13 protein-coding genes are annotated in these 12,102 nt (G+C 69.9%); 5 read left to right on the top strand and 8 right to left on the bottom strand.

Annotated features, from left to right (window positions below):
* Positions 1-8: 8 nt before the first annotated feature.
* From dprA to aroE, 4 genes are all read left to right on the top strand, one after another.
* The gene (gene dprA, locus HNO51_RS17740) at positions 9-1,082 is read left to right on the top strand and encodes a DNA-processing protein DprA (RefSeq protein ID WP_197451106.1); all 1,074 of its coding nucleotides are present in this window, start codon (positions 9-11) and stop codon (positions 1,080-1,082) included.
* 81 nt (positions 1,083-1,163) lie between these two features.
* Positions 1,164-1,721 carry an L-threonylcarbamoyladenylate synthase type 1 TsaC gene (gene tsaC / locus HNO51_RS17735; protein ID WP_197451105.1) on the top strand — a complete coding sequence of 186 codons (558 nt, stop codon included), beginning with the start codon at positions 1,164-1,166 and terminating at the stop codon, positions 1,719-1,721.
* Between the two features lie 52 nt (positions 1,722-1,773).
* Positions 1,774-2,703 carry an oxygen-dependent coproporphyrinogen oxidase gene (hemF, locus tag HNO51_RS17730; RefSeq protein WP_209538024.1) on the top strand — a complete coding sequence of 310 codons (930 nt, stop codon included), beginning with the start codon at positions 1,774-1,776 and terminating at the stop codon, positions 2,701-2,703.
* A complete protein-coding gene (gene aroE / locus HNO51_RS17725) occupies positions 2,700-3,512 on the top strand; it encodes a shikimate dehydrogenase (RefSeq protein ID WP_197448544.1) in 813 nt (270 codons plus the stop codon). Before hemF ends, aroE begins: the two co-directional genes overlap by 4 nt.
* A gap of 33 nt (positions 3,513-3,545) precedes the next feature.
* Here aroE and HNO51_RS17720 read toward each other — a convergent pair whose 3' ends face one another.
* Entirely contained in the window at positions 3,546-3,806 is a 261-nt protein-coding gene (locus HNO51_RS17720) for a hypothetical protein (RefSeq protein WP_197448543.1), read from the bottom strand.
* 35 nt (positions 3,807-3,841) lie between these two features.
* Positions 3,842-4,642 (bottom strand): M48 family metallopeptidase, encoded by an 801-nt coding sequence (locus HNO51_RS17715; RefSeq protein ID WP_197448542.1) that lies wholly within the window; start codon positions 4,640-4,642, stop codon positions 3,842-3,844.
* Positions 4,643-4,762: 120 nt separating this feature from the next.
* Here HNO51_RS17715 and HNO51_RS17710 point away from each other — a divergent pair, with 120 nt between their 5' ends.
* Positions 4,763-5,641, top strand: a complete 879-nt coding sequence (locus tag HNO51_RS17710) for an ATP-binding protein (protein WP_197448541.1) — start codon at positions 4,763-4,765, stop codon at positions 5,639-5,641.
* Here the strand turns inward: HNO51_RS17710 and HNO51_RS17705 are convergent.
* The 6 genes from HNO51_RS17705 to ispG all read right to left on the bottom strand — a co-directional run bounded on the left by HNO51_RS17705 (position 5,638) and on the right by ispG (position 12,098).
* Positions 5,638-6,273, bottom strand: a complete 636-nt coding sequence (locus HNO51_RS17705) for a hypothetical protein (protein ID WP_234283717.1) — start codon at positions 6,271-6,273, stop codon at positions 5,638-5,640. The two genes, HNO51_RS17710 and HNO51_RS17705, sit on opposite strands and share 4 nt — an antisense overlap.
* 115 nt (positions 6,274-6,388) lie before the next feature.
* Positions 6,389-7,792, bottom strand: coding sequence for a ribosome biogenesis GTPase Der (der, locus tag HNO51_RS17700; protein ID WP_197448540.1), 1,404 nt, complete (start codon positions 7,790-7,792; stop codon positions 6,389-6,391).
* Positions 7,789-8,952, bottom strand: coding sequence for an outer membrane protein assembly factor BamB (gene bamB / locus HNO51_RS17695; protein WP_197448539.1), 1,164 nt, complete (start codon positions 8,950-8,952; stop codon positions 7,789-7,791). The genes der and bamB overlap by 4 nt, the downstream gene beginning before the upstream one ends.
* Entirely contained in the window at positions 8,949-9,593 is a 645-nt protein-coding gene (locus HNO51_RS17690) for a YfgM family protein (protein WP_197448538.1), read from the bottom strand. The genes bamB and HNO51_RS17690 overlap by 4 nt, the downstream gene beginning before the upstream one ends.
* 35 nt (positions 9,594-9,628) lie before the next feature.
* Positions 9,629-10,954 carry a histidine--tRNA ligase gene (gene hisS / locus HNO51_RS17685; protein ID WP_267956663.1) on the bottom strand — a complete coding sequence of 442 codons (1,326 nt, stop codon included), beginning with the start codon at positions 10,952-10,954 and terminating at the stop codon, positions 9,629-9,631.
* A gap of 28 nt (positions 10,955-10,982) precedes the next feature.
* The gene (gene ispG / locus HNO51_RS17680; RefSeq protein ID WP_197448537.1) at positions 10,983-12,098 is read right to left on the bottom strand and encodes a flavodoxin-dependent (E)-4-hydroxy-3-methylbut-2-enyl-diphosphate synthase; all 1,116 of its coding nucleotides are present in this window, start codon (positions 12,096-12,098) and stop codon (positions 10,983-10,985) included.
* Positions 12,099-12,102 lie beyond the last annotated feature (4 nt).

Below are 12,102 nucleotides of genomic sequence, written 5' to 3'. Positions count from 1 at the left end.
TGGCGCTGATGCGGCTGCCCGGAATGGGCGCCGCGCGATTGGCCGAAATCCAGGCCGCCGCCCCGGACTGGCCGGGCGGCTGGCTGGCGCGACTGCCGCCTCCGGCGGCCTCGGCGCTGCGCCTGTGGCTCGACCACCCGGCCCGCAGCCCGCTGACCCAGGGGATAGAGGCCGACCTGGCCTGGCTCGCGGCCGCGCCTGACCGCCACCTGCTGTATCCGGGGCATCCGGCGTGGCCGGCGCTGCTGGAGCAGATCGGCGACCCGCCGCCGGTCCTCTGGGCACTGGGCGACCTGGCCGCCCTGCAGCCGCCCAGACTCGCCATCGTCGGCTCGCGTCGGCCCACCCGCGAAGGCCTGGCCAACGCTGCGGCCTTCGGTCGGGAACTGGCCAGCCGCGACTGGTGCGTCGTCAGCGGCCTGGCGCTGGGCGTCGACGGGGCCGCCCAGCAGGCCGCGCTGGAGGCCGGCGGGCGCAGCGTGGCGGTGCTGGGCTGCGGCGTCGACGTGATCTATCCCCCGCGTCATGGGCGGCTCTACCAGCAACTGCTCGACCACGGCGGGCTGATCCTTTCGGAGCATCCTCCCGGCACACCGGCGCGGCCGGCGTTCTTCCCCCGACGCAACCGCATCGTCACCGGGCTCTCGTTGGGCGTGCTGGTGGTGGAAGCCGCCGAGAAGAGCGGCTCACTGGTGAGCGCCAGGCTCGCCATCGAGCAGAACCGCGAGGTCTTCGCGCTGCCCGGCTCGATCCACAACCCTCAGGCGCGTGGCTGCCTGCGGCTGATCCGGCAGGGTGCGGTACTGGTGCGCCACGTCGAGGATATCCTCGCCGAGCTGACCCAGTGGGCGGCGTCGAGCCTCGCCCTTGCCCGGCCCCGGGAAGCCGGGGCGCAGGGTGCCGCCAGCAGCGGCGACCCGCTGCTGCGCTGGCTCAGCGACGCCCCCTCGCCGCTCGATGCGCTGGTGAGCCTGACCGGGCTGAGCGTGCCCGACTGCCAGCGGCGCCTGCTGGAACTCGAGCTCGAAGGGCGTGCCGCCCAGGCCCCCGGGGGCTGGGTGCGCCTGCCCGAGAACGCCTAGGCGTGCTAGCATGAGAACCCTCATCAGGACCGACACAGCCCTCCGCTGGCGGTCGGTATGCTGAATCATTGGCAGGAGACCATGACCGTGGCCGAATCGCTCGATGTCGCCGTTGCCGCGCTGCGCGCCGGCGGCGTGATTGCCTACCCCACCGAAGGCGTGTGGGGGCTGGGTTGCGACCCCGACAATGACGAGGCCGTGGCCCACCTGCTGCGGCTCAAGCAGCGCGACCCGGCCAAGGGACTGATTCTGGTGGCGGCTTCCATCGCCCAGTTCGCGCCCTGGCTCGAGGGCCTGGCGCCGGAGCTGCATGCGCCGCTGGTCGCCAGCTGGCCGGGTCCCAACACCTGGCTGGTGCCTCACAACGGGCGCACCCATGCGCTGGTGCGCGGTGCCCACGACTGCGTGGCGCTGCGGGTCAGCGCCCACCCCGGCGTGGCGGCGCTGTGCCGGGCCTTCGGCGGGCCGATCGTCTCGACCTCGGCCAACAGGGCCAATGAGCCTTCGGCCATGAGCGCCGCCGAGGTGCGCGAGATCTTCGGCGACGAGCTCGACGCCGTCGTCGAGGGGGAGCTTGGCGGGCTGGATCGCCCCAGCACCATTCGCGACCTGCGCAGCGGCCGGGTACTGCGCGCCTGAGTGGTGGCGTGCCGGTCAGGGGTAGCGAAAGACCACGATAGCGAGGAGCAACATGGCGTATGCCGATCTCGACACGGTGAAGGGCTACCTGCTCGACCTGCAGGACCGGCTGTGCACCGGGCTCGCCGCCGAGGACGGCGGGGCCGGCTTTCGCGAGGAGAGCTGGCAGCGCGAGGCCGGAGGTGGTGGTCGTTCGCGCGTGATCGAGCACGGCCACGTGTTCGAGAAGGGCGGGGTCAATTTCTCCCACGTCCACGGCGACCAGCTGCCGCCCTCGGCCACGGCCGCCAGGCCCCAGCTCGCCGGGCGCGGCTTCCATGCGGTGGGGGTCTCCTGGGTGCTGCATCCCGAGAACCCTCACGTGCCTACCAGCCATGGCAACGTGCGTTTCTTCATCGCCGAGAAGACCGGCGAGGCCCCGGTATGGTGGTTCGGTGGCGGCTTCGACCTCACGCCCTACTACCCGGTGCACGAAGACGTGCTGCACTGGCATCGCGTGGCCCGCGACACCTGCGCGCCCTTCGGCGCCGACGTCTACCCGCGTTTCAAGGCGTGGTGCGACGAATACTTTTATCTCAAGCATCGCGAAGAAACGCGCGGTGTGGGCGGGCTGTTCTTCGACGACTTCAACGAGTGGGATTTCGATGCCAGCTTCGCCTTCCAGCGCGCGGTGGGGGATGCCTTCCTCGACGCCTACCTGCCCATCGTACGACGTCGTCGCGATACGCCATGGGGCGAGCGCGAGCGTGACTTCCAGCTCTACCGCCGCGGGCGCTACGTGGAGTTCAACCTGGTGTGGGACCGCGGCACTCTGTTCGGGCTGCAGAGCGGCGGGCGCACCGAATCGATCCTGATGTCGATGCCGCCGCTGGCGCGCTGGGAGTACGGCTGGACGCCCGAGCCGGGTAGCGCGGAGGAAGCCCTGTACCGGAACTACCTGTGCCCCCGCGACTGGCTGGGGGAAGAGGAGCCCTCTTCATGACCGACCGCTACTGCGTCTTCGGCAACCCCATTGCCCATTCGAAGTCGCCGGCGATCCACGCCGCCTTCGCCGAGCAGACCGGGGAGGGCATCGACTACACCGCCATCGCGGCGCCGCTGGACGACTTTCCCGGCGCCTGGCGCAGGTTCACCGCCGAAGGGGGGCGCGGGGCCAACGTCACCGTGCCGTTCAAGGAGGCGGCCTGCCGTCTCTGCGATACCCTGAGCCGGCGTGCCCAGCGGGCCGGGGCGGTGAACACCCTGATCCTCGGCGGCAACGGCCAAACCCATGGCGACACCACCGATGGCGTCGGCCTGGTGCGCGACCTGGCGCGCCATGGCGTGAACCTGGCCGGCGCCCGTATCCTGGTGCTGGGAGCGGGCGGGGCGGTACGTGGCGTGCTGGAACCGCTGCTGACGGCAGGGCCGCTTGGCGTGCGGATCGCCAACCGCACCGCCGCCAAGGCCGCGGCACTGGCACAGGATTTCGCCGACCTGGGCGACATCGAGGGCGGGGGCTTCGATGACGTGGGGAAGGGGTACGACCTGGTGATCAACGGCACCAGCGCCAGCCTGGCCGGCGATCTGCCGCCGCTGCCCGACGACCTCTTCGCGCCGGGGGCCACCGCCTACGACATGATGTACGGCGCCGAGCCCACCGTGTTCCTGCGCTGGGCCGCCGAGCGCGGTGCGCTTGCCGTCGACGGCCTGGGCATGCTGGTGGAGCAGGCCGCCGAGTCGTTTTATCAATGGCGGGGCAGGCGCCCCGACACCACGCCGGTGCTCGAGGCGCTGCGTCGCGCTCTGTGAGCCGCCGCGGGGTCATGCGTTCGAGGTTTGGCCTCAGCGTCGCTTGACGTAGAGCCCCAGCAGGCACATCACCGCGCCGGCCAGCGACAGCAGCATGCCGCCGTTGACCAGCCACGGCTGACGCTCCACCCAGGGCACGAAGGGCTGGGGCGTCTCACGGCATGTGCCAGCCAGGTAGTCCCAATGCCCCTCTTGGATCAGCGCGCATTCACGCACGTCATTGAGCTCCCAGAAGTAGACCCCCATCAGCACGAAGAGGGGCAGGATCAACAGCAGCAGGCCAAGTCTCAGCATCAGCGTTCCAAGGTGAGGTGGGGCTCAGCATTTCCCTAGGGGCGCGGGCAATTTGGCTGCCGCCCAGCCTGACGGGCCTGTTCGTAGTGCGCCAGGGCGTTGTCCATCTCCGCCTGCAGGCCCTGCATGCGCTGGCCGTGGCTGGGGTGGGTCGACATCCAGGCCGGCGGGTTGGCGCCGCCCTGGGCGCTCATGTTCTCCCACAGTGCGACGCTGGCGCGCGGATCGAAGCCGGCGTCGGCCATCAGCCGCAGGCCGATCACGTCGGCCTCGCTCTCGTGGCGGCGCGAGAAGGGCAGCAGGATGCCGTATTGCGCGCCGAGACCCAGCGCCCCCATCAACTGCTCGCCGCCCGGGCCCTCGAGACCGGCCGCCGAGGACAGCACCGACAGGGCGAGCTGGGTCGAGGTCTGGGTCGAGACCCGCTCGTTGGCATGGCGTGCCAGGACGTGGCCGATTTCGTGACCGATCACCGAGGCGAGCTGGTCCTGGTTGTCGACAATCTCGAGCAGGCCGGTGTTGACGCCCATGTAGCCGCCGGGCAGGGCGAAGGCGTTGGCCTGCTCCGCTTCGAACACGCGGATCTGCCACTCCTGATTGCGCTCACGCTCCGGCAGGACGGCGACGATGGCTTCGGCCACGCACTGGGCGTAGCGCTGCTGGGCCTGGCCGGCCGGGGGCAGGTCCTGCTGGTACTGTGCGAAGGCTTCCTGGCCCATCTGGTTGAGCTGCGCATCCGACATCAGCGTGAGCTGCTGACGTCCGGTCGGCGACGTGGTACAGGCGGTAAGGGTCAGGGCCAGCGTGGCCACGGCAGCACGGCAAATCCAGCGCATGTTCGATTCCTCGTTCGGTCAGATCCCTTGAGACCCTGGACGGGGGTGACGGTTCGCCACAAGATACCCTGAACCGTCACAAGGTCAACTGCCAACCATGGAAGCCCCGAGGAGATGCCGATGGATGCCGAGCTGAGCCGCCGCCTTAACCGCCTGCTGGACCACGTGGAGCACTGGCTGCCGCCCGCGCCGCAGGAGGTCGACTGGACGCGCGACGTGGCCGCCCTGTGGCAGCGCCATGTCCTGGGCGGCCGGTTGCTGCCGGTGCCGCCCCGCGACGCCCTGACGCTCGACGACCTGCTGGGCATCGAGCGCCAGAAGCTGGCGCTGGTCGACAACACCCGGGCTTTCCTGCAGGGGCTGCCGGCCAACCATGCCCTGCTGTGGGGCTCGCGCGGCAGCGGCAAGTCGTCGCTGATCCGGGCCCTGCTCAACAGCCTGGCGCCGGAGGGGCTGCGCCTGGTGCAGGTCGACCGCCATGACCTGGCCGGGCTGCCGATGCTGGTCGAGCAGCTGCGTCGGCAGCCGCATCGCTTCGTGGTCTACTGCGACGATCTCTCCTTCGAGGGCCACGACGACGCCTACAAGGCGCTCAAGAGCGTGCTCGACGGGGCGCTGACCGGCCCGCCGGAGAACGTGCTGCTCTATGCCACCTCGAACCGTCGCCACCTGCTGCCGGAGTCCATGGCCGACAACGAGGGCTCGCACCTGGTGGGGGAGGAGTTGCACCATGGCGACGCGGTGGAGGAGAAGATCTCGCTCTCCGACCGCTTCGGCCTGTGGCTGGGCTTCTATCCCTTCAACCAGGACACCTACCTCGAGGCCTGCTGCCACTGGGTCACGCAGCTCGGCAGCGAGCGGGACTGGAACGCCGAGGCCCGCGCCGAGGCGATCCGCTACGCCACCCTGCGCGGCGGCCGCAGCGGCCGCGGCGCCTGGCAGTTCGCCTGCCAGTGGGTCGGCCGCCGCCGGCTGCACGAGGCCGGGCAAGGCACTTAACGCTGCGGGGTCAGCTCGCCGTCCTGGCCCACGGCGAAGCGCAGGGTCGGGGTCCACAGCCCGGCCGGCAGGGTCACGCCGAGGCCGCGCAGGCTGCCCGGGGTGATGGCCAGTTCGCTGCCGGCGGGCAGCTCACCCTGGCTGGCCAGCTGGGTGGCGAGTTCCACCATGGGCGCCAGGCGCCGGCTGTCGCTGGCCAGCACGTCGAAGGCGACGGGCAGGCGCAGCTTGGTGTCGTCGCCCGAGGTCAGCGTCACGTCCTGCCGGTAGTCGCCGCTGACCGGCTCGGTGCCGGGCACGTCCAGGGTCCAGCGGAAGCCCGACATCTCCACCGGCGGCATGCCGAAGGGCAGCGACAGGCCCATGGCCAGGGTCGCCTGCACCGGCAGGCTGCCCATGCCCAGGCTCGAGGCCACCAAGGAGGCAATATCGCTGGTGTCGAGGCCGGCCTGGACCGAGTAGGGGCCGATACGCACATCCTCGATGCCGAGCGAGGTCACCGCGAGGCGAAAGGCGAACAGCCCGGTCTGGGGCAGGGCCAAACAGCCGCCGAGCAGCATGACCAGGCTCAGCGGGGCAAGCAGGCGCCAGCGGCGCGGGACGACGAAGGACAGTACGCGACTCAGGGACATCGGTCCTCCTGCGGGACGAAGCGGGTCGGTCATCGGGGTGGATCACAGGTTCGGCCAGGACGGCCTGCCGGTGGGGTACGGCCCGGCCTTGGCGACCGGGTGTGTTGGACAAGGGTCAGCGACGTTTGTTGCGGGCGGCGCGGGTGCGCCCCAGTTCGCGCTGCTTGGCTTTCTCCCGGTCGCTGGCGCCGGCCAGCGGATCGAACGGGTTCTTGCCGGAGCGGAACTCGAAGCGGATCGGCGTGCCCTTGACCTTGAGCACCTTGCGGAAGGTGTTGGTCAAGAAGCGCTTGTAGGCCTCGGGCAGGGCCTCGGTCTGGTTGCCGTGGACGACGATGATCGGCGGATTGCTGCCGCCCTGGTGGGCCATGCGCAGCTTGATCCGGCGTCCGTGCACCAGCGGCGGCGGATGTTGGCTGACGGCATCCTGCAGCAGGGTGGTGAGCCGGTTGGTCGACCAGTGGCTGTTGGCCGAGGCGAAGGCGCGCTCGATGGAGGGATAGAGGTCGCCCACGCCGGTGCCGTGCAGCGCCGAGATGAAGTGCAGGTCGGCGTAGTCGGCGAAGCCCAGGCGGCGCTTGATCTCGGCGCGCATCTTCTCCTTGGCTTCCTGCTCCAGGCCGTCCCATTTGTTCACCGCCAGCACCAGCGCGCGGCCGGTGGTCAGCACGTAGTCGAGCAGATGAAGGTCCTGCTCCACCAGGCCGCTGCGCGCATCGAGCACCATGACCGCGACGTGGCACTCCTTGATCGCCTCCAGCGTCTTGATGATCGAGAACTTCTCGGCGATCTCGCTGACGTTCTTGCGCCGCCGCACGCCGGCGGTATCGACCAGCACGTAGGGCTTGCCGCGCCGCTCGAAGGGAATCTCGACGGCGTCGCGGGTGGTGCCGGCCTCGTCGAAGACCACCACCCGCTCCTCGCCGAGCAGGCGGTTGACCAGCGTCGACTTGCCGACGTTGGGGCGGCCGATGACGCCGATGCGAATGCCCTTGGTGCCGGTATCCACGGGCACGCTCAGGTCGCGCTCGGGGAAGGGGGCGAGCACCTCCTCGATCAGCGCGGTGACGTTGCGACCGTGGGCGGCGGCGATGGGCAGCGGGTCGCCCATGCCCAGCTGCCAGAAGTCGGCCATGGCCGAGTGCTCTTCCAGGCCGTCGGTCTTGTTGACCACCAGCCAGGTCTTCTTCTGGTTGACCCGCAGGTGGTTGGCGATGGCTTCGTCGGCCATGTGCAGACCGGCCCGGGCATCGACCAGGAACAGCACGATGTCGGCCTCGTCGATGGCCGCCAGCGACTGCTCGGCCATGGCGGCGTCGATACCCTCCTCGTCGCCGCTGATGCCGCCGGTGTCGATCACCGTGTAGGCCTTGCCGCCGAGCACGCCGTTACCGTACTTGCGGTCGCGGGTGAGCCCGGGGAAGTCCGCCACCAGCGCGTCGCGCGTGCGGGTCAGGCGGTTGAACAGGGTCGACTTGCCCACGTTGGGGCGGCCGACCAGGGCGATCACGGGTGTCATCGGATTTCCAGGGCCTCGAGGCGGCCGTCGTTGGCCAGCACGTAGATGCGGCGGGAGTCGGTGACCGGGCGCACGCTGATGCCGGAGCCGTCGACCTTCGTCCGCGCCGTGAAGCGGCCGTCCTGGATGTCGATCAGGTGCAGGTAGCCCTCGAAGTCGCCCAGCACCAGGTTGCCGCCGGCGAAGGCCGGGGCGGTCAGCCAGCGGCCCTCGAGGTCGCGGTTGCGCCACACCTCTTCACCGCTGCGCGCATCGAAGGCGATCACGTGGCTGGCTTCGTTGACCGCGAACAGGCGGTCGCCCACCAGTACCGGGGTGTGGTAACCGGAGTGCTCGCGCTCCCACAGGACCTCGCCGCTGGGCGCCTCCAGCGCCACCAGGCGGCCGTTGTAGCTGGTCACGAACAGCCGTCCGTCAGGGGTCAGCACCGGCTGGCCGCCGAGGTCGACCATGCGGTCGATCTCGCTGCGCCCGCGCGGCACGGCGATGCGTCGCTCCCACAGCGGCTGGCCGTTGCGGTTGTCCAGCGTGACCAGGCGGCCGTTGGCGAAGCCGGCGAAGGTGACCGGATCGATGACCGTGGGCGTGCCGGTGCCGCGCAGGGTGAGGGCGGGTTCGGTGGTGGTGTGCACCCAGCGCTCACGACCGGTGAGCCGGTCCAGGGCGGTGATGGTGCCATCCACGCTCTGCACGATCAGCAACTGCTGGTTGGGCTGCGGCGGCGCGAGCACCTCGCTGGAGACGCGAGCGCGCCAGCTGACCTCGCCGTCGGACTGGCTCAGCGCCAGCACTTCTCCATTGCGGGTACCGAGATAGACCTGTCCGGCCACGGCGGTCAGGCCGCTGGAGACGCCGACCTCGAGGTCGGTTTGCCAGCGGCGCTCCCCGCTCCGGGCGTCCATGGCCATGACCCGGCCGCGTTCGTCGGCGGCATAGATCACGCCGTTGTCGAGCGACGGTGCGATGGGATAGGTGGCCCGGCCGAGTCCCTTGCCGACCTGCTGGCGCCATTCGGCGTCGAGCTCGGCGCGGGCGTCGAAGCGCTTGAGTTCCTTGGGGCTGTAGCGCGGCTCGGCCTTGTTGGCGCAGCCGGCCAGCAGGCCAAGGGCGAGGGTCGCCGCCAGGGCGAGGTGAAACTTGCGGGTGAGCGTCGTCTTCATAGCGTGGCCTCTTCGGCACCCAGGTCGTCGAGCTTCAGCTGGACGCCATAGATCGGCTGGTTACGTTGTTCGGCGACCGCGAGGGCCTCCTGCCAGGCCTGGCGGGCCTCGTCGTCGCGGCCGAGGGCGCGCAGGGCGTCGCCGCGCACGTCGGCCTGCTGGGCGGCCAGGGCGGCAGGCACGTCACGCGCCAGGGTGTCGAGCGCAGCCTCGGCGTCGCCGTCGGCCACCTGCAGCCGTGCCAGGCGGAGGCGTGCCAGGCCTTGAACGTAGGCGCGACCGCTGGATTCGATCACGGCCTCGAGGATGCCCCGCGCTTCGCCCAGGTCACCGCTCTCCACGGCGAGGCTGGCGTCGATCAGGCGTGCCAGGTCGGCGTAGAGGGTGCGGCCGTGGTTGTCGGTAATCTCCTCGACCAGGCTGCGGGCCTGGTCGGCCTCGCCGCTGTCGGCCAGGTTGACCAGCTCCTGGTAGCGCATCGAGGCTGCCTGCGCCTGGCTGTCCTGATAGTTCTGCCAGGCGTTCCAGCCCAGCACGCCGGCGATGGCGATAGCCACGCCGGCGATCAGCGAGGTGCCGTTCTCCTTCCACCAGCGCTTGATGGCTTCCAGCTGCTCTTCTTCGGTTCTCAGCTCCGCCACGGGCGGTCTCCTTTATCCAGCAACATGCGGTTCGGTCAGGCGCGTTCGCCGCTCACCAGGGCGGCCAGGGTCTCGGCCAGGGCATCCTGGGACAGGCTCAGCTGGTCGCGCTCCTCGCGCAGGAACTTCAGCGTGGCGCGGCCCTGGGCCAGTTCATCCTCGCCCAGCAGCAGGGCCAGGCGGGCGCCGCTGCGGTCGGCCTTCTTGATGCGACTCTTGAAACTGCCGCCCCCGCAGTGCAGCTGCAGGCGCAGGGCGGGCAGTTCGCTTCTGAGCCGCTCGGCGAGCAGCATGGCCCGGGCGGTGGCGCCATCATCCATGGGCAGCACGTAGAGGTCCAGCTCGTCGAGGGCGGCGTCGGGCACCAGGTCGAGGGTCTCGAGCAGCAGGATCAGGCGCTCGATGCCCATGGCGAAGCCCACCGCGGGAGTCGGCTTGCCGCCGAGCTGCTCGACCAGGCCGTCGTAGCGGCCGCCGGCGCACACGGTGCCCTGGCTGCCCAGTGCGGTGGTGGTCCACTCGAACACCGTACGGCAGTAGTAGTCGAGGCCGCGCACCAGGCGCGGGTTGATCACGTAGTCGATGCCGGCGGCCTCGAGCAGGGCGGTGAGGCCCTCGAAGTGCTCGCGCGAGGCGTCGTCGAGATGATCCATCAGCCGCGGCGCGTCGGCCAGCATCGGCGCCATGTCGGGGTTCTTCGAGTCGAGGATGCGCAGCGGGTTGCTCGACAGGCGGCGCAGCGAGTCCTCGTCGAGCTGGTCGCGATGCTGCTCGAAGTAGGCCACCAGCTTGTCGCGATAGGCGGCGCGGGCCTCGTTGGAGCCCAGCGAGTTGAGCTCCAGGGTGACGTGCTCGATGAGGCCGAGCTCCTGCCACAGGCGGGCGGAGAGCAGGATCACCTCGGCGTCGATGTCCGGCCCCTCCAGGCCGAAGGCCTCCAGGCCGACCTGGTGGAACTGACGGTAGCGTCCCTTCTGCGGGCGCTCGTGGCGAAACATCGCCCCCTGGTACCACAGCCGCTGGGCCTGGTTGTGCAGCAGGCCGTGCTCCATGGCGGCACGCACGCAGCTCGCCGTGCCCTCGGGGCGCAGGGTCAGGCTGTCGCCGTTGCGATCCTCGAAGGTGTACATCTCCTTCTCGACGATGTCGGTGACCTCGCCGATGGAGCGCGCGAACAGGGCGGTCTGCTCGACGATGGGCGTGCGGATCTCGGCGTAACCGTAGCGCTTCATCAGCGCCTCGACGGTACCTTCGAAATACTGCCACAGGGCCGACTGGCCCGGCAGCAGGTCGTTCATGCCACGGATGGCCTGGATCTTCTTCTGGCCGGACGCTTTGGTGCTCGATGGGGACTTGCTCAACGGGGGCTCCTTGATGGTCGACGGCCGCTCAGGCCTCGCGGGCGATCACGTTCTGCTCGGCGGCTTCCTTCTCGCGCACCTTCTCGCGGATCAGCGCCTCGAGATCGTCGACCAGATGTTCGTTGCGCAGCTTGGACGCCGGCTTGCCGTCGATGTAGACGAGGTTGGCGGGACTGCCGCCGGTCAGGCCGATGTCGCTCTCCTTGGCTTCGCCGGGGCCGTTGACGACACAGCCGATCACCGAGACGTCGAGCGGCGTCATGATGTCCTCGAGGCGCTCCTCGAGGGCGTTCATGGTGCCGATGACGTCGAAGTTCTGGCGCGAGCAGCTGGGGCAGGCGATGAAGTTGATGCCCTTGCTGCGCAGGCGCAGGCTCTTGAGCATGTCGTAGCCGACCTTGATCTCCTCCACCGGGTCGGCGGCGAGCGAGACGCGGATGGTGTCGCCGATGCCGTCCATCAGCAGCATGCCCAGGCCGATGGAGGACTTGACGGTGCCCGAACGCAGCCCGCCGGCCTCGGTGATGCCGAGGTGCAGCGGCTGCTCGATCAGCCTGGCCAGCTGGCGGTAGGCGGCCACGGCCATGAACACGTCGCTGGCCTTGACGCTGACCTTGTACTCCTGGAAATCGAGGCGGTCGAGGTGGTCGATGTGACGCATGGCCGACTCCACCAGCGCTTCCGGGGTGGGTTCGCCGTACTTGCGCTGCAGCTCCTTCTCCAGCGAGCCGGCGTTGACGCCGATGCGGATCGGGATGCCGTTGTCGCGGGCGGCGCCGACCACGGCGCGCACGCGCTCCTCCTTGCCGATGTTGCCGGGGTTGATGCGCAGGCAGTCGACGCCGAGCTCGGCGACGCGCAGGGCGATCTTGTAGTCGAAGTGGATGTCGGCCACCAGCGGCACGTTCACCTGCCGCCTGATGCGGCCGAAGGCCTCGGCGGCGTCCATGGTCGGCACCGAGACGCGCACGATATCGGCGCCGGCGGCCTCCAGGCGCTCGATCTGGGCCACGGTGGCGGCGACATCCAGGGTGTCGGTGTTGGTCATGCTCTGCACCGAGATCGGGGCGTCGCCCCCGACCGGTACCTTGCCGACGTGAATCTGGCGCGACTGGCGGCGCACGATGGGCGAAGGGGAATGCATAGGC

It is taken from the genome of Billgrantia sulfidoxydans, assembly GCF_017868775.1.
In the GTDB taxonomy this organism is placed as follows: domain Bacteria; phylum Pseudomonadota; class Gammaproteobacteria; order Pseudomonadales; family Halomonadaceae; genus Halomonas; species Halomonas sulfidoxydans.
Note: the sequence above shows the minus strand (reverse complement) of the source record. Positions and strands in the feature narration are given on the sequence as shown.